The organism is Citrobacter sp. RHBSTW-00524 (assembly GCF_013747755.1).
Lineage (GTDB): Bacteria > Pseudomonadota > Gammaproteobacteria > Enterobacterales > Enterobacteriaceae > Citrobacter > Citrobacter braakii.
Genome location: NZ_CP056421.1, coordinates 4,768,732 through 4,786,783 on the forward strand (window position 1 = coordinate 4,768,732; position 18,052 = coordinate 4,786,783).

An 18,052-nucleotide genomic window follows, 5' to 3' on the forward strand; every position below is an offset into this window, starting at 1 on the left:
GTTATAAAAATGCTATACAGACGGCGGTAAAACGCTTGTCACAATCTCACTAAACAAAGAGTACGGAACCCACTCATGGATATTCGTAAGATTAAAAAACTGATCGAGCTGGTTGAAGAATCAGGCATCTCCGAACTGGAAATTTCTGAAGGCGAAGAGTCTGTACGCATCAGCCGTGCGGCGCCAGCTGCAAGTTTTCCAATGATGCAACAGGCTTATGCTGCACCAGTGATGCAGCAGCCAGCTTTGTCTAACGCTGTCGCACAAACTGCCTCTCCAAGTATGGAAGCTCCGGCAGCAGCGGAAATCAGTGGTCACATCGTACGCTCCCCAATGGTTGGTACGTTCTACCGCACCCCGAGCCCAGATGCGAAAGCGTTCATCGAAATCGGCCAGAAAGTGAATGCGGGCGATACCCTGTGCATCGTTGAAGCCATGAAAATGATGAACCAGATCGAAGCCGACAAATCCGGCGTAGTGAAAGCGATTCTGGTAGAAAGCGGTCAACCGGTAGAATTTGACGAGCCGCTGGTCGTCATCGAATAACGAGGCGAACATGTTGGATAAAATTGTTATCGCCAACCGCGGTGAGATCGCCCTGCGTATTCTGCGTGCCTGTAAAGAGCTGGGCATCAAGACTGTCGCTGTGCATTCAAGCGCGGATCGCGATTTAAAACACGTATTGCTGGCGGATGAGACGGTCTGTATTGGCCCGGCTCCGTCCGTAAAAAGCTATCTGAACATCCCGGCTATTATTAGCGCTGCTGAAATCACCGGCGCAGTGGCAATTCACCCGGGCTATGGCTTCCTCTCTGAGAATGCCAACTTTGCTGAACAGGTAGAACGTTCCGGCTTTATCTTCATCGGCCCGAAAGCCGACACCATCCGCCTGATGGGCGATAAAGTGTCCGCAATTACCGCGATGAAGAAAGCTGGCGTACCGACAGTCCCAGGCTCTGACGGCCCGCTGGGCGACGATATGGACGCTAACCGCGCTCATGCGAAGCGCATCGGTTATCCCGTTATTATCAAAGCCTCCGGCGGCGGCGGCGGTCGCGGTATGCGCGTCGTGCGCAGCGATGCCGAACTGGCACAATCCATCTCCATGACCAAAGCGGAAGCGAAAGCGGCTTTCAACAACGACATGGTTTACATGGAGAAGTACCTGGAAAACCCACGCCACATCGAAATTCAGGTGCTGGCGGACGGTCAGGGTAACGCGATTTATCTGGCAGAACGTGACTGCTCCATGCAGCGTCGTCACCAGAAAGTCGTCGAAGAAGCACCAGCACCGGGCATTACTCCGGAACTGCGTCGCTACATCGGCGAGCGTTGCGCCAAAGCGTGCGTTGATATCGGCTATCGCGGGGCAGGTACTTTCGAGTTCCTGTTCGAAAACGGCGAGTTCTACTTCATTGAAATGAACACTCGTATTCAGGTTGAACACCCGGTAACCGAAATGATCACCGGCGTTGACCTGATCAAAGAGCAGCTGCGCATCGCTGCGGGACAACCGCTGTCCATCAAGCAGGATGAAGTTGTGGTTAAAGGCCATGCGGTAGAATGCCGTATCAACGCCGAAGACCCGAACACCTTCCTGCCAAGCCCGGGTAAAATCACGCGTTTCCACGCACCGGGTGGCTTTGGTGTGCGCTGGGAGTCTCATATTTACGCAGGCTACACCGTACCTCCGTACTATGACTCAATGATCGGTAAGCTGATCTGCTATGGCGAAAACCGCGACGTAGCAATCGCCCGTATGAAAAACGCGTTGCAGGAACTGATCATCGACGGTATCAAAACCAACGTTGATCTGCAGATCCGCATCATGAATGACGAGCATTTCCAGCACGGTGGAACCAATATCCACTATCTGGAGAAAAAACTCGGACTTCAGGAAAAGTAAGCGTGCGTTAACTGAAAAGGCCGGAAATTCCGGCCTTTTGTTTTTCTCCCCTCCCGCACGTGCCATAAGGTACAATCCCCGCTTTCTTTATCCACAAGGGACAAAAAATGGACGCTCGTTTTGTTCAGGCCCATAAAGAGGCGCGCTGGGCGCTGTGGCTGACCCTTTTATATCTTGCCACATGGTTAGTGGCCGCTTACTTACCAGATTCCACGCTCGGTTTTACCGGCTTACCACACTGGTTCGAAATGGCCTGCCTGCTAACGCCGCTGGTTTTCATCGTGCTGTGCTGGGCGATGGTGAAGTTTATCTATCGCGACATTCCGTTGGAGGATGACGATGCAGCTTGAAGTTATTTTGCCGCTGGTCGCCTATCTGTTGGTGGTCTTCGGTCTTTCCGTTTACGCCATGCGTAAGAGATCGACCGGCACTTTCCTGAATGAATATTTCCTCGGCAGCCGCTCGATGGGCGGGGTCGTATTAGCCATGACGCTAACGGCAACCTACATTAGCGCCAGTTCGTTTATTGGCGGTCCTGGCGCCGCTTACAAATACGGGCTGGGATGGGTGCTGCTCGCGATGATCCAGTTGCCCGCCGTTTGGCTTTCTCTGGGGATTCTTGGTAAGAAATTCGCGATTCTGGCGCGCCGTTATAATGCCGTTACCCTCAACGATATGCTGTTTGCCCGCTACCAGAGTCGCCTGCTTGTGTGGCTGGCAAGCCTTAGCCTGCTGGTCGCGTTTGTCGGTGCAATGACCGTACAGTTTATTGGCGGCGCACGTTTGCTTGAAACCGCTGCGGGTATACCTTACGAGACCGGTCTGCTTATTTTTGGCGTCAGTATCGCATTGTATACGGCGTTCGGCGGTTTTCGCGCCAGTGTACTGAACGACACCATGCAGGGTATGGTGATGCTGATTGGTACTATTGTTCTGCTGGTCGGCGTCATTCATGCTGCCGGTGGCCTCAGCAATGCGGTGGTAACCCTGCAAACTATCGACCCTAAACTGGTCTCACCGCAAGGCGCGGATGACATTCTGTCACCCACGTTCATGACCTCATTCTGGGTACTGGTGTGCTTTGGCGTAATTGGGCTGCCGCATACAGCAGTACGCTGCATCTCTTATAAAGACAGCAAAGCTGTACACCGCGGCATTATCATCGGCACCATCGTAGTGGCGATCCTGATGTTTGGTATGCATCTGGCGGGTGCGTTGGGGCGTGCGGTGATCCCTGATCTGACAGTGCCGGATCTGGTTATCCCTACGCTAATGGTCAAAGTGTTGCCGCCGGTAGCTGCTGGGATCTTCCTCGCGGCCCCCATGGCCGCGATCATGTCGACGATCAATGCCCAATTGCTGCAAAGTTCCGCTACGATCATTAAGGATCTGTACCTGAACCTGCGTCCGGAACAGCTGAAAAACGAAACCCGGCTGAAGCGCATGTCGGCAGTAATTACCCTGTTGCTCGGCGCGTTACTGCTACTGGCCGCCTGGAAACCGCCAGAGATGATTATCTGGCTTAACCTGCTGGCATTTGGCGGGCTGGAAGCTGTCTTCCTGTGGCCGCTGGTGCTGGGATTGTACTGGGAACGGGCAAACGCGGCGGGCGCTTTGAGCGCGATGATTATCGGCGGCGTTCTTTATGCCGTACTCGCTACATTTAACATTCAGTACCTGGGTTTCCACCCGATTGTGCCCTCGTTACTGATAAGCTTGCTGGCTTTCCTGATCGGCAACCGTTTCGGTTCTGCCGTCCCGCAAGCCGCCATATTGACTACTGATAAATAAAAGAGTTTTGCCATGCCATGGATCCAACTGAAACTGAACACGACCGGTGCCAACGCTGAAGAGTTGAGCGATGCGCTGATGGAAGCGGGCTCCGTTTCCATTACTTTCCAGGACACGCATGATACGCCGGTATTTGAGCCTCTGCCGGGCGAGACTCGCCTGTGGGGAGATACCGACGTTATCGGCTTGTTCGATGCAGAAACCGACATGAAAGAAGTGGTTGCCATCCTGGAGCAGCATCCGCTGCTGGGTGCAGGCTTCGCGCATAAAATCGAACAGCTCGAAGACAAAGACTGGGAACGCGAATGGATGGATAACTTCCACCCGATGCGCTTTGGTGAACGTTTGTGGATTTGCCCAAGCTGGCGCGATGTCCCGGATGAGAATGCCGTCAACGTGATGCTGGACCCAGGTCTGGCGTTTGGTACCGGCACTCACCCCACCACCTCCCTATGCCTGCAATGGCTGGACGGTCTCGATCTTAACGGCAAAACGGTTATCGACTTCGGCTGCGGCTCCGGCATTCTTGCCATTGCGGCACTGAAGCTGGGTGCCGCAAAAGCCATCGGCGTAGACATTGATCCGCAAGCAATTCAGGCCAGCCGTGATAACGCCCAGCGTAATGGCGTTTCTGAGCGTCTGGAGCTTTATCTGCCGAAAGACCAGCCAGAGGCGATGAAAGCCGACGTGGTGGTCGCAAACATCCTCGCAGGCCCATTACGTGAACTGGCACCGTTAATCAGCGTACTGCCCGTTGAGGGCGGTTTACTGGGGCTTTCTGGCATTCTTGCCAGCCAGGCGGAAAGCGTCTGTGAGGCCTATGCCGAACTCTTTACGCTCGATCCGGTTGTCGAGAAAGAAGAGTGGTGCCGCATTACCGGTCAGAAAAAATAATCCCTTCCGGCGTGGTTGCCTGACCACGCCATTTTCAGACAATTGACCAGCATACTGAGACGTTCTCCAGCGATATAATAATTTATTGATTTTGTTAATATTTATATTGATTTTCGTTGAGTAAACGTATGCGCTTCAACCTATTTATCACAACTTTACTGACAGCATGCCTGATGCCACTGACCGCGCTGGCCGCGCCATGGGGTTATAGCAGAGAATCTGGTCCCGCACAGTGGGGAGAAATCAGCAAAGAGTATGCAACGTGCCAGACCGGAATAAATCAATCACCCATTGATATCCAGACCGCCAAAACTCGTAAACTTGGACTTCCTTCACTCAACATGCAATATGTTGATGGTCCGACAAGATTTCAGAGCATTAACCATACTCTGCAGGCAACAATGAGTAGCTATACCTCAAACTCCATTGAAGTTGATGGAAAGATTTATTATCTAAAACAGTTAGATTTTCACGCCCCGAGCGAACATACCTTCAACGGTAAAACCTATCCGCTGGAGTTGCAGTTAGTCCACAAAAACCAACACGGAGACATCACTATCGTGGCGGTCATGTTTGACGTCGGCGAACCTAACCAGGCGATTCAAAATCTGTGGGAGTCATTTCCAACCATGGAGGACAACAGTATGCCCATCTTCTCGCCAGTCGATATCAACCAACTTTTATCCGACAATAAAACCTACTGGCGCTATAGCGGTTCGCTAACTACACCTCCCTGTACTGAAGGCGTCAGCTGGACTGTCCTGAAAACGCCGGTTGCCCTTTCCGCCGAACAACTGGATAAATTTCACTACATTGTTGGGCCTGCGAACAATCGTCCACCGCAGCCAGTAAATGAACGCAAGATCATCGACAGCCATTCAGGAGATATCGAGATCCTGTACTAAAATGAGGTAGAGATCACACAATGGCGAGACAATTTGCTGATTAATTCAGCAGAATATCTTGCCAGCACCTTCTGCCGCTGAAGAAAAAATGAGAAGTTACGCAAAATTATATGTGTATATAAAATCGACACATCTTTATAATGCAATGATTTATATGATTAAATATTTTCATGCGTTCATATTTACGGCAATTCATTGATCCACCTCAGTGGATTGGTCAAAGTTTGGCCTTTCATCTCGTGCGAAAAATGCGTAATATACGCCGCCTTGCAGTCACAGTATGGTCATTTCTTAACTCATGCGCATCGGACAATACCAGCTCAGAAATCGCCTGATCGCAGCACCTATGGCTGGCATCACTGACAGACCATTCAGGACGCTGTGCTATGAGATGGGAGCAGGATTGACGGTATCCGAGATGATGTCTTCTAACCCGCAGGTTTGGGAAAGTGACAAGTCTCGTTTACGGATGGTGCACGTTGATGAGCCAGGAATTCGCACGGTGCAAATTGCCGGTAGCGACCCTGTTGAGATGGCCGATGCCGCACGTATTAACGTGGAAAGCGGCGCCCAGATTATTGATATCAATATGGGGTGTCCGGCTAAAAAAGTGAATCGCAAGCTCGCAGGTTCAGCCCTCTTGCAGTACCCGGATCTAGTGAAATCAATACTAACCGAGGTCGTCAATGCAGTGGACGTTCCTGTCACACTCAAGATTCGCACCGGCTGGGCTCCGGAACACCGTAACTGCGTAGAGATTGCCCAACTGGCTGAAGACTGTGGCATTCAGGCTCTGACCATTCATGGACGCACCCGCGCCTGTTTGTTCAATGGAGATGCTGAGTACGACAGTATTCGGGCAGTTAAGCAGAAAGTTTCCATTCCGATTATCGCGAATGGCGACATTACTGACCCGCATAAAGCCAGAGCTGTACTCGACTATACGGGGGCGGATGCCCTGATGATAGGACGTGCAGCTCAGGGAAGACCCTGGATCTTTCGGGAAATCCAGCATTATCTGGACACTGGGGAGCTGCTGCCCCCGCTGCCTCTGGCAGAGGTGAAGCGCTTGCTTTGTGCGCACGTTCGGGAACTGCACGACTTTTATGGTCAGGCAAAAGGGTACCGAATTGCGCGTAAACACGTATCCTGGTATCTCCAGGAACACGCTCCGGATGACCAGTTTCGGCGCACATTCAACGCCATTGAAGATTCCAGCGAACAGCTGGCGGCGTTGGAGGCATACTTCGAAAATTTTGCGTAAACAGAAATAAAGAGCTGACAGAACTATGTTCGAACAACGCGTAAATTCTGACGTACTGACCGTTTCTACCGTTAACTCTCAGGATCAGGTAACTCAAAAGCCCCTGCGTGACTCGGTTAAACAGGCACTGAAGAACTATTTTGCTCAATTGAATGGTCAGGATGTTAACGATCTCTATGAGCTGGTACTGGCTGAAGTAGAACAGCCCCTGTTGGACATGGTGATGCAATACACCCGCGGTAACCAGACCCGTGCTGCCCTGATGATGGGCATCAACCGTGGTACGCTGCGTAAAAAACTGAAAAAATACGGCATGAACTGATACTAATCAGCGAAATGTTTGTTTTAAAAGGCGCTACTCGGCATGGGGAAGCGCCTTTTTTATTAACGTCACACGGGAGGCTTTGGCGATGAACGCAAGATGTGAACCTGTCTATTTTGGCGATGAATCTAAAAAGATAATCCTGGGTGATGCTCTGACCGAACTGAAAAAGCTGTCGTCAGAAAGCGTCGATCTCATTTTCGCCGACCCACCTTATAACATCGGTAAAGACTTTGACGGGATGGTGGAATCCTGGGACGAAGAGGCATTTTTGGCATGGCTGTTTGAGTGCATTGACGAGTGCCATCGCATTCTCAAACCACACGGCACCATGTACATCATGAACAGTACGGAGAACATGCCGTACATCGATCTCAAATGCCGCCAGCTCTTTACCATCAAGAGCCGTATCGTGTGGTCATACGATAGCTCCGGGGTGCAGGCCAAAAATCACTTTGGTTCGATGTATGAACCGCTTCTGATGATGGTAAAAGATCAGAAAAACTACACGTTTAATCGTGATGATATTTTGGTTGAAGCCAAAACGGGCGCTAAACGTGCACTGATAGACTACAGAAAGAACCCGCCCCAACCTTACAACCAGAAAAAAGTACCAGGCAATGTCTGGGAGTTTCCACGCGTTCGTTATCTGATGGACGAATACGAAAATCACCCGACTCAAAAACCCAAAGCCCTCCTTGAACGCATCATTCTGGCTTCCTCCAGTCCAAATGACAGCGTGCTGGATCCGTTTGCCGGTAGCTTCACTACCGGTGCCACTGCCGTGGAATTAGGTCGCAAGTTTGTCGGGATTGAAATCAATGCCGAGTACGTAAAAATGGGGCTCAGAAGAATGAGCATTGGTTCGCATTTTTCAGAGAATGAACTTGCAAAGGTGAAAAAGCGGAAGACAAAAAATCTGTCTAAAAAGAGTCGATTAACAGCAAAGAGCGGCGATCTTTCAGCAAAGTAAAGGCATTGTAAGTCTGCTTTTCAGCTTGCAGATTTCGTGTATATTCCCTGCACGCTTGGGCATGAATACACAGGGTTTGGTAATGATTCGCAAGTATTGGTGGCTGGTTGTTTTTGCGGTCTTCGTTTTTCTCTTTGATGCGCTGCTCATTCAGTGGATAGAGCTGATGACAACGGAGCACGATAAGTGCCGGAATATGAATTCTGTAAACCCCCTCAAGCTGGTCAACTGCGTCGACCTCGAATAGCACGACGAAAAATACGTCGACAGCCGTCAGGCCCTGGCGGCTAAAACTACCCTGGCTGATTTTCACTCTGCATTAATTGCATTACACAGCCGTCTGGGCTTAACATTTTTAATACGTTATCAACTAATACTGGCGCTTGCCCATACAAATCATAACTCACTGGATTCATTAACCAGTTTTTTATTATCCCGCTAAAGCTACCGTGCAGAATAATGATGATGACATCTAAATCCAGACTGGTAGCAATCAGATTTTCATCCACGCACTTTTGCAGTGAATCACGAATGCTTTGATGACTGAGACCTATTTTATCGCGAATGGTCTGTTCTGATATCATATCGTTATGAAATTCACATTTATGATATAAAATTTGCATTAATGCCTGCTGGCGAGGATTCTGTGCAATATATTGCAATCCCACTACAAACTTTTCACGCAGTCGCTGTAAAGGATTATCCCCCCAACGACCAATAAGCTTATCCTGAATAAGATCGCGTAATGAAGGTTGTTGTAACCATAGCGCATTGAACAATTGCGTCTTATTTTCAAAATGCCAATAGAGCGCCCCCCGCGTCACGCTGGCGGCATCCGCAATGTCGTTTAACGTCGTATTGCTAACACCACGCACGGCAAACTGCATAATCGCTGTTTCTATCAGGTGCTGTCGTGTTTTGAGGGCATCAGCTTTCGTTTTTCTGGCCATGGTTTCGACTGTCTGAGGTAAGGTAGAGAATGATTAACTTTCTTATGTAATATTTGCTAAACGGAACAAATGTATCACTTAGCGTTTATTTAGACGAGTTCTAAAACAGTTAATTATGGATATTGCACACGAATAAACAAAACAAATAACAACCACCAATATATTCACCAACCAAATACTTATTTCAATATGTGTTTATGCGCATCATTGCATTACTATTAAAACCATAATGAAACAACCGAAGATTAATCCTTTTTTGTTTTTACGTGCCGTGTATCGCGCCCATAAATAAGTATTGCTTACATCGCAAGCTAATAATTTGTAGGATAGCCAACCATTATTTTTACTTGTGCGCGTTATCGCCTCTGCGTTACCCGGTTAATAACGAGCGTTCGGTTTTTTAAGGAATAGAAATGACGAAAAATGCCAGGTTTTCACTCCTGCCCTCATTCATCATCATGTCCGCTGTATTACTCGCCGGTTGTAACGATCAGGGAGAAACACAAGCTCACCCCGCAGAGCCGCAGGTGACTGTCCATGTCGTCGAAAAGGCGCCTTTAGCCGTGACGACCGAATTACCAGGGCGCACAACAGCATTTCGTATTGCTGAAGTCCGTCCTCAGGTCAGCGGAATTGTACTTAAACGGAATTTCACCGAGGGAAGCGATGTTGAAGCCGGTCAGTCGCTTTATCAGATCGATCCCGCGACTTACCAGGCTGACTACGACAGCGCCAAAGGCGAACTGGCAAAGAGTGAAGCGGCAGCAGCTATCGCACATTTAACGGTAAAACGTTATGTCCCGCTGGTTGGCACTAAGTACATCAGCCAGCAAGAGTACGATCAGGCCATTGCTGATGCTCGCCAGGCCGATGCCTCCGTTATCGCGGCAAAAGCGGCGGTCGAAAGCGCTCGTATCAACCTGGCCTACACCAAAGTGACATCGCCCATTAGCGGACGTATCGGTAAATCTAACGTCACCGAAGGCGCATTAGTCACGAATGGCCAGGCAACTGAACTTGCTACCGTGCAACAACTTGATCCTATTTACGTCGACGTAACACAGTCCAGTAATGACTTTATGCGCCTTAAACAGTCCGTTGAGCAAGGGAGCCTGCATAAAGACAGCGCCAGCAGTACCGTCGAACTGGTGATGGAAAATGGTCAGTCGTACCCGCTGAAAGGTGCGTTGCAGTTCTCTGATGTCACCGTTGATGAAAGTACCGGATCCATCACCCTCAGGGCCGTATTCCCTAACCCACAGCACACGCTGCTGCCGGGCATGTTTGTGCGTGCTCGTATTGATGAAGGCGTCCAGCCGAATGCCATTCTCGTTCCCCAACAAGGGGTAACGCGTACGCCACGCGGCGATGCAACGGTGATGGTTGTCAATGACAAGAGTCAGGTCGAGGCTCGCACCGTCGTTGCTACTCAGGCGATAGGTGATAAGTGGTTAATCAGCGAGGGCTTACAGCCTGGCGATAAGGTTATCGTCAGCGGATTGCAGAAAGCGCGTCCCGGCGTAAAGGTTAAAGCAACCACCGATACCGAAACTCCAGCCGCAAAAACTGCGCAATAAGGTAACCGGACATGGCTAACTTTTTTATCAATCGCCCTATTTTTGCCTGGGTTCTGGCCATCATTCTGATGATGGCAGGGGCTCTGGCAATCATGCAACTGCCCGTTGCACAGTATCCGACCATTGCACCTCCTGCGGTCGCTATTTCTGCCACCTACCCAGGTGCGGATGCGCAGACGGTACAAGACACGGTTACGCAGGTTATCGAACAGAATATGAACGGTATCGATAACCTGATGTATATGTCCTCCACCAGCGATTCCTCCGGGAGTGTCACCATTACTCTGACTTTCGAGTCGGGTACTGACCCGGATATCGCACAGGTCCAGGTGCAAAACAAATTACAGTTAGCGATGCCCTTACTGCCTCAGGAAGTACAGCAGCAGGGGATCAGCGTCGAGAAATCCAGCAGCGGTTTCCTGATGGTGGCGGGTTTTGTCTCCGATAATAACAATCTGACGCAGGATGATATTTCCGACTATGTGGCGTCTAACGTTAAAGACGCAATAAGCCGAACAGCCGGTGTCGGCGATGTCCAGATGTTTGGTGCACAGTACGCAATGCGCATCTGGCTCGACAGCAACGCAATGAACAAATATCAGTTGACTCCGCTGGACGTTATCAATCAACTGAGAACGCAAAACAATCAGATTGCCGCAGGCCAACTGGGAGGCGCGCCATCCGTCCAGGGTCAACAACTTAATGCCTCCATTATTGCTCAGACACGCCTGAAAACGCCGGAAGAGTTTGGCCGCATAACGCTGAAGGTGGGCCAGGATGGCTCAATGGTTCACCTCAGAGATGTAGCCCGCATCGAACTCGGCGGCGAAAACTATAACATGGTGACAAAAATTAATGGTCAGCCTGCAACAGGCCTGGGCATTAAGCTGGCGACCGGTGCAAACGCGCTGGATACTGCCGCAGGCGTCAAAGCAAAGCTGGCTGAGTTACAACCTTTCTTCCCGCAAGGTTTGCAAGTGGTTTACCCCTATGACACTACACCATTTGTAAAAATCTCGATTAACGAGGTGGTGAAAACGCTGTTTGAAGCCATCATCCTCGTCTTCCTGGTGATGTACCTGTTCCTGCAAAATCTGCGCGCCACGCTGATTCCAACTATCGCAGTGCCTGTCGTGCTGTTGGGAACATTCGCGATCCTCGCCGCATTCGGATTCTCCATCAACACGCTAACGATGTTCGGAATGGTGCTGGCCATCGGCCTGCTGGTCGATGACGCCATCGTGGTAGTAGAAAACGTCGAACGCGTCATGGCGGAAGAGAAACTGCCGCCCAAAGAGGCGACGCAGAAATCCATGGTCCAGATCCAGGGCGCACTGGTCGGGATCGCGATGGTGCTCTCGGCGGTATTTATCCCCATGGCGTTCTTTGGCGGCTCGACCGGCGCCATTTACCGCCAGTTCTCTCTGACCATTGTTTCAGCGATGGCGCTTTCTGTTCTGGTCGCCCTCATTCTTACGCCAGCGCTTTGTGCAACGCTGCTAAAACCCGTTTCCGCCGGACATGTTGAAAAGAAAGGCGGTTTTTTCGGATGGTTTAACGCCCTGTTCGATAAAAGCGTCGGGCATTACAGCAATAGTATCAGCGGTATTCTGCGCAAAACCGGACGCTACTTGTTGCTATATGTTCTTATCGTCGGCGGAATGGCTGTTCTGTTTTTACGCCTCCCTACCTCCTTCTTGCCCGAAGAGGATCAGGGGGTCTTTATGACAATGGTGCAACTTCCTGCCGGTGCGACACAGACGCGCACACAGCAGGTGCTGGATCAGATTCAGAATTACTACCTGAACCAGGAAAAAGCGAACGTAAAATCGGTGTTCACCGTTAATGGCTTCAGCTTTAGCGGCCAGGGACAGAACTCCGGTATCGTCTTTATTAGCCTCAAACCATGGGAAGAGCGTTCGGGCGATGAAAACGGCGTGACGGCTATCGTCGAACGTGCGACCAGGGCGTTCAGCCAGATTAAAGATGGACTGGTGTTCCCGTTCAACATGCCTGCCATTCTTGAACTGGGTACCGCGACCGGCTTTGATTTTCAGTTAATTGATCAGGCTAACCTCGGTCATACAGAACTGACGAAAGCCCGGAACCAGTTGCTGGGTATGGTGAGAGAACATCCAGATTTGCTGGTGCGCGTGCGCCCTAACGGTCTGGAAGATACCCCGCAATTTAAGCTGGATATTGATCAGGAAAAAGCCCAGGCGTTAGGCGTAAGTCTGTCGGATATAAACCAAACGATTTCCACGGCCCTTGGCGGCACCTATGTGAACGATTTTATCGATCATGGCCGAGTGAAAAAGGTATACGTTCAGGCTGACGCGCCGTTCCGTATGTTACCCAACGACATCAACAATCTCTACGTACGTAGTGGGAATGGTGAAATGGTGCCATTCTCTGCGTTCAGTTCGTCGCATTGGATTTATGGTTCACCCCGCCTGGAGCGTTACAACGGTATGCCATCAATGGAAATACTGGGAGAGGCCGCGCCGGGTCGAAGCACCGGTGAAGCCATGGCGCTCATGGAAAACCTGGCAGCACAGCTGCCAACCGGTATCGGCTATGACTGGACGGGAATGTCATATCAGGAACGGCTCTCCGGCAATCAGGCACCTGCGTTATACGCTATTTCGTTAATCGTCGTCTTCCTGTGTCTCGCCGCATTGTATGAGAGCTGGTCTATTCCATTTTCAGTCATGTTGGTTGTACCGCTCGGCGTGGTCGGTGCACTTCTGGCGGCGTCCATACGCGGTCTGAATAACGACGTTTACTTCCAGGTAGGTCTGCTGACTACCATCGGTCTTTCCGCCAAAAACGCTATCCTTATCGTGGAGTTTGCCAAAGACCTGATGGATAAAGAAGGTAAAGGGTTGATTGAAGCCACACTGGAGGCGTCACGCATGCGTCTTCGTCCAATCCTGATGACATCTCTGGCGTTTATTCTGGGGGTTATGCCTCTGGTTATCAGCCACGGAGCAGGTAGCGGGGCGCAGAATGCGGTTGGTACAGGCGTAATGGGAGGCATGCTGACCGCGACATTGTTGGCAATCTTCTTCGTCCCCGTCTTCTTCGTTGTCGTCAGACGGCGTTTTAGTCGGCGAAATGTTTAATTTGTAAAATAAAGGCGTCTTCGGACGCCTTTTTTACCTAAGATGCCCTTCTTTATTTATTAATAAGATAGCCATTTGTTTCTAATAAACCCTTCCTGAAAAAATCGCGAATCACCTTTCTTTTTATCCATTATTTTTACAATCCACATGAATTGAGATTATTCCTCATGTCAGTATTTTTTTAAGAAGTGGTAAAATAATCGCCGAGTTCGCAGATGGCTTAGCGTTTGTCTTTGCTCAATTAGCGAAACGCTTATTTTTGAGGTAACACCATGAAAAGATTAATATCCGTTGCATTGCTTACCGCATTCCTGGCCGGCTGTGCACACGATTCTCCTTGCGTACCTGTATACGACGATCAGGGGCGCCTGGTTCATACCAATACCTGTATGAAAGGCACCACGCAGGATAACTGGGAAACAGCCGGTGCCATCGCCGGTGGCGCAGCAGCCGTTGCCGGGCTGACGCTTGGGATAGTCGCCTTGACCAAATAAATCTTCTTAAAAGCGCGGTGGGTACCGCGCTTTTTGCAATAAGAATTAAATCTTCATATAAGACAAAACGTTGGTATATAGCACTCAACGTATAATAAAATTATTATAGATTTGCCTCACATATCCACGATTTGAAATTAGCATTTTTTCAGTTCTTCGTAACAGCGCGCTTTCTTTTCATTATTCTCACGTCATCAATATTAACGTACGAAATCGTTACCACGCGTCCGGTTTGATTTTTAAATTTTTTGCGCCGAAATGTGGCTTACGTTTCAATTTTGCACCACTTCAGGGCGCTGCATTTATTTTTTCCTGTCTACACTCTGGATATTGCGTCGAATAATCGTGCGCAAAAACCTGGCACTACCTTTGCTTAAAAGAGTATGGCCATAGCCACAGACAGGTAAAAGACGTTTTCAGAACGTTTCCATAACAATAATTCCTCCACACAGGATGCTCTATGAAAAAGATGATAATAGCCAGCCTGGCAGCGGCCGGCGTGTTGCTTGCGGTTGCAAATCAGGCACATGCCGGCGCAACTCTTGATGCTGTAAAGAAAAAAGGTTTTGTGCAGTGTGGGATCAGTGACGGGTTGCCTGGCTTTTCTTATGCCGATGCAAGCGGTAAGTTCTCAGGTATTGATGTCGACGTATGTCGTGGCGTTGCCTCCGCCGTATTTGGCGATGATAGCAAAGTAAAATATACCCCGCTCACCGCCAAGGAACGCTTTACCGCACTACAATCAGGTGAAGTCGACATGCTCTCTCGTAATACCACCTGGACCTCCTCTCGTGACGCAGGAATGGGAATGTCTTTCACTGGCGTAACGTATTACGACGGCATTGGTTTTCTTACCCACAATAAAGCGGGTCTTAAGAGTGCTAAAGAGCTGGATGGCGCAACGGTTTGTATCCAGGCAGGAACAGATACCGAACTGAACGTGGCTGACTACTTTAAAGCCAACAACATGAAGTACACCCCTGTCACCTTTGACCGCTCGGATGAATCAGCTAAAGCTCTGGAATCTGGGCGCTGCGACACGCTGGCTTCCGACCAGTCTCAGTTGTACGCCCTGCGAATCAAGCTGAGTAATCCCGCGGAGTGGATTGTCCTGCCAGAAGTTATTTCTAAAGAACCGCTGGGACCTGTTGTACGTCGTGGAGACGATGAGTGGTTCTCCATTGTTCGCTGGACGCTGTTCGCCATGCTGAATGCGGAAGAAATGGGCGTTAACTCGAAAAACGTCGATGAAAAAGCGGCTAATCCTGCAACGCCGGATATGGCACACCTGTTAGGCAAAGAAGGGGATTATGGCAAGGATCTGAAGCTTGATAACAAATGGGCTTACAACATTATCAAGCAGGTAGGTAACTACTCGGAGATCTTTGAGCGTAACGTGGGATCGGAAAGCCCACTGAAGATCAAACGTGGACAGAACAACCTCTGGAATAACGGTGGCATTCAATATGCGCCACCGGTGCGCTAATACGTAGTGATGTAACGGGCGCCGCGACTGCGGCGCTCAGTCCAGAGTCATAGTTACCGAGGTTTTCTTATGTTCCATCGCCGCTCAATCGTAAAAGGATCGTTATCCTTTTCTAACCCTGCGGTCCGCGCCTGGTTATTTCAAATACTTGCCGTCATTGTGGTCGTCAGTATTGCGGTCTATCTCATTCATAATACGATAAATAACCTGAACAATAGCGGTATTACCTCGGGATTTTCTTTTCTCGATCGCAGCGCCGGATTTGGTATTGTCCAGCATCTGATCGATTACGAGCAAGGCGATACATATGGCCGTGTCTTTATCGTTGGCCTGCTCAATACGCTATTGGTTTCTGCACTGTGCATTGTTTTCGCATCAATTCTCGGTTTCTTTCTCGGACTGGCACGCCTGTCAGATAACTGGTTATTACGAAAGCTCTCGACGATCTACATCGAAACGTTCCGCAATATACCGCCGCTGCTGCAGATCTTCTTTTGGTATTTCGCCGTATTACGTAACCTGCCCGGCCCACGTCAGGCCGTTAACGCGCTGGACTTGATGTTTCTGAGTAACCGGGGGCTCTATATTCCGGCACCGCAAATAGGAGAAGGATTTTTTGCCTTTTGCGGCGCTGTAATTATCACTATCGTCGTCACTATCGGGCTATTTCGCTACAACAGAATTCACCAGACTAAAACCGGTCAGCTACGCCGGACCTGGCCCACGGCTCTGGCGCTGATCGTGCTTTTACCGATGATCTCACAGTGGCTGTTTGGCGCAGCGCTTCACTGGGATATCCCCGCCCTTCGCGGTTTTAACTTCCGTGGCGGTATGGTGCTTATTCCCGAACTGGCTGCCCTGACGCTGGCGCTTTCAGTGTATACCTCGGCGTTTATTGCAGAAATTATTCGAGCGGGAATCCAGGCCGTTCCTTATGGCCAACATGAAGCAGCACGCTCGTTGGGTCTACCAAATCCGGTGACACTGCGCCAGGTGATCATCCCACAGGCGCTGCGCGTCATCATTCCCCCATTAACCAGCCAGTATCTGAATATCGTCAAAAACTCCTCACTTGCGGCCGCCATTGGCTATCCGGATATGGTTTCACTGTTTGCCGGCACGGTACTCAATCAAACAGGGCAAGCCATTGAAACCATTGCTATCACGATGTCGGTGTACCTGATCATCAGCCTGAGCATTTCTCTGCTGATGAATATTTATAACCGCCGTATTGCACTGATTGAGCGCTAAGGAGCCATGATGACAAAAGCACTGCTGTCTCACCCCTCGCGTCAGAACAGTAACCCGGCAAGCCGCAGTCTACTCTGGGTGCGTAAAAACCTGTTCTCCAGTTGGTCAAATAGCCTGCTCACGCTGCTGTGCATTTGGCTGATTTGGTCATTTCTTCCGCCACTGCTGAACTGGGTATTCTTTCAGGCCAACTGGGTCGGTTCAACCCGCGCAGACTGCACCAAAGCAGGGGCTTGCTGGGTGTTCATTCATGAACGCTTTGGGCAATTCATGTATGGACTTTATCCCCACGATCAGCGCTGGCGCGTAAATCTGGCCCTGATCATTGGCCTGGCCTCTATCGTCCCTATGTTCTGGAAATCTATTCCTCACCGTGGCCGCTATATCGCCGTCTGGGCCGTCGTTTATCCCGTGGTGGTCTGGTGGTTGATGTACGGTGGTTTTTTCGGACTTGAGCGCGTAGAAACCCGACAGTGGGGCGGATTAACACTGACGCTTATCATTGCATCCGTGGGGATTGCGGGCGCGCTTCCGTGGGGTATTTTACTGGCGCTTGGACGTCGGTCTCATATGCCAGTCGTGCGGATTTTATCCGTCATTTTCATTGAGTTCTGGCGCGGTGTGCCGTTGATTACCGTCCTTTTTATGTCCTCGGTCATGCTTCCTCTGTTTATGTCCGAAGGGACCAGTATCGACAAACTTATCCGGGCGCTGGTCGGCGTGATTCTTTTCCAGTCGGCGTATGTCGCAGAAGTGGTTCGCGGAGGGTTACAGGCCCTACCAAAAGGTCAGTATGAAGCCGCTGAATCACTGGCGTTAGGGTACTGGAAAACGCAAGGGCTGGTCATTCTTCCGCAAGCCCTCAAGCTGGTTATTCCGGGTCTGGTTAACACGATTATCGCCCTGTTTAAGGATACCAGTCTGGTCATCATCATCGGCCTGTTTGATCTCTTCAGTAGCGTGCAGCAGGCAACTGTGGACCCTGCATGGTTGGGTATGTCGACGGAAGGATATGTTTTCGCTGCACTGATTTACTGGATCTTCTGTTTTAGCATGTCGCGTTACAGCCAACATCTGGAAAAACGTTTTAACACCGGGCGTACACCGCACTGAG

At 50.1% G+C, this 18,052-nt stretch carries 17 protein-coding genes; 16 read left to right on the top strand and 1 reads right to left on the bottom strand.

Annotation, left to right across the window (positions count from 1 at the left end; genetic code table 11):
• The first annotated feature begins 75 nt into the window (after positions 1 to 75).
• From accB to HV229_RS22960, 10 genes are all read left to right on the top strand, one after another.
• Positions 76 to 546: an acetyl-CoA carboxylase biotin carboxyl carrier protein gene (gene accB / locus HV229_RS22915; protein ID WP_003025210.1), complete on the top strand. Its 471-nt coding sequence runs from the start codon at positions 76 to 78 to the stop codon at positions 544 to 546.
• Between the two features lie 10 nt (positions 547 to 556).
• Positions 557 to 1,906, top strand: a complete 1,350-nt coding sequence (gene accC, locus HV229_RS22920) for an acetyl-CoA carboxylase biotin carboxylase subunit (protein WP_003828838.1) — start codon at positions 557 to 559, stop codon at positions 1,904 to 1,906.
• A 107-nt stretch (positions 1,907 to 2,013) separates the two neighbouring features.
• Positions 2,014 to 2,256 (top strand): YhdT family protein, encoded by a 243-nt coding sequence (locus HV229_RS22925; protein WP_016154721.1) that lies wholly within the window; start codon positions 2,014 to 2,016, stop codon positions 2,254 to 2,256.
• Positions 2,246 to 3,697, top strand: a complete 1,452-nt coding sequence (panF, locus tag HV229_RS22930; RefSeq protein WP_016154722.1) for a sodium/pantothenate symporter — start codon at positions 2,246 to 2,248, stop codon at positions 3,695 to 3,697. Before HV229_RS22925 ends, panF begins: the two co-directional genes overlap by 11 nt.
• Before the next feature lie 12 nt (positions 3,698 to 3,709).
• Positions 3,710 to 4,591: a 50S ribosomal protein L11 methyltransferase gene (prmA, locus tag HV229_RS22935; RefSeq protein ID WP_046275075.1), complete on the top strand. Its 882-nt coding sequence runs from the start codon at positions 3,710 to 3,712 to the stop codon at positions 4,589 to 4,591.
• Between the two features lie 128 nt (positions 4,592 to 4,719).
• Positions 4,720 to 5,496 (top strand): carbonic anhydrase family protein, encoded by a 777-nt coding sequence (locus HV229_RS22940; RefSeq protein WP_181546481.1) that lies wholly within the window; start codon positions 4,720 to 4,722, stop codon positions 5,494 to 5,496.
• A gap of 298 nt (positions 5,497 to 5,794) precedes the next feature.
• On the top strand, positions 5,795 to 6,760 hold the full coding sequence (gene dusB, locus HV229_RS22945) for a tRNA dihydrouridine synthase DusB (RefSeq protein WP_003025224.1): 966 nt from the start codon (positions 5,795 to 5,797) through the stop codon (positions 6,758 to 6,760).
• A 25-nt stretch (positions 6,761 to 6,785) separates the two neighbouring features.
• Positions 6,786 to 7,082 (top strand): DNA-binding transcriptional regulator Fis, encoded by a 297-nt coding sequence (gene fis / locus HV229_RS22950; RefSeq protein WP_000462905.1) that lies wholly within the window; start codon positions 6,786 to 6,788, stop codon positions 7,080 to 7,082.
• 88 nt (positions 7,083 to 7,170) lie between these two features.
• Positions 7,171 to 8,055, top strand: coding sequence for an adenine-specific DNA-methyltransferase (yhdJ, locus tag HV229_RS22955; RefSeq protein ID WP_181547746.1), 885 nt, complete (start codon positions 7,171 to 7,173; stop codon positions 8,053 to 8,055).
• A gap of 82 nt (positions 8,056 to 8,137) precedes the next feature.
• The gene (locus HV229_RS22960; RefSeq protein WP_003025279.1) at positions 8,138 to 8,302 is read left to right on the top strand and encodes a DUF2556 family protein; all 165 of its coding nucleotides are present in this window, start codon (positions 8,138 to 8,140) and stop codon (positions 8,300 to 8,302) included.
• 46 nt (positions 8,303 to 8,348) lie between these two features.
• Here the strand turns inward: HV229_RS22960 and envR are convergent, their stop codons facing one another.
• Positions 8,349 to 9,005, bottom strand: a complete 657-nt coding sequence (gene envR, locus HV229_RS22965) for an acrEF/envCD operon transcriptional regulator (protein ID WP_047359095.1) — start codon at positions 9,003 to 9,005, stop codon at positions 8,349 to 8,351.
• Between the two features lie 413 nt (positions 9,006 to 9,418).
• Here envR and HV229_RS22970 point away from each other — a divergent pair, with 413 nt between their 5' ends.
• The 6 genes from HV229_RS22970 to HV229_RS22995 all read left to right on the top strand — a co-directional run bounded on the left by HV229_RS22970 (position 9,419) and on the right by HV229_RS22995 (position 18,051).
• Entirely contained in the window at positions 9,419 to 10,582 is a 1,164-nt protein-coding gene (locus HV229_RS22970) for an efflux RND transporter periplasmic adaptor subunit (protein WP_047499795.1), read from the top strand.
• Between the two features lie 11 nt (positions 10,583 to 10,593).
• A complete protein-coding gene (locus HV229_RS22975) occupies positions 10,594 to 13,707 on the top strand; it encodes an efflux RND transporter permease subunit (protein ID WP_016157598.1) in 3,114 nt (1,037 codons plus the stop codon).
• A gap of 272 nt (positions 13,708 to 13,979) precedes the next feature.
• Positions 13,980 to 14,201, top strand: coding sequence for a lipoprotein (locus HV229_RS22980; RefSeq protein ID WP_003025292.1), 222 nt, complete (start codon positions 13,980 to 13,982; stop codon positions 14,199 to 14,201).
• 460 nt (positions 14,202 to 14,661) lie between these two features.
• On the top strand, positions 14,662 to 15,687 hold the full coding sequence (locus HV229_RS22985) for an amino acid ABC transporter substrate-binding protein (protein WP_003025295.1): 1,026 nt from the start codon (positions 14,662 to 14,664) through the stop codon (positions 15,685 to 15,687).
• A gap of 69 nt (positions 15,688 to 15,756) precedes the next feature.
• Positions 15,757 to 16,938: an amino acid ABC transporter permease gene (locus HV229_RS22990; RefSeq protein WP_181546483.1), complete on the top strand. Its 1,182-nt coding sequence runs from the start codon at positions 15,757 to 15,759 to the stop codon at positions 16,936 to 16,938.
• Between the two features lie 9 nt (positions 16,939 to 16,947).
• Entirely contained in the window at positions 16,948 to 18,051 is a 1,104-nt protein-coding gene (locus tag HV229_RS22995) for an amino acid ABC transporter permease (RefSeq protein WP_016154731.1), read from the top strand.
• Position 18,052: the final 1 nt, after the last annotated feature.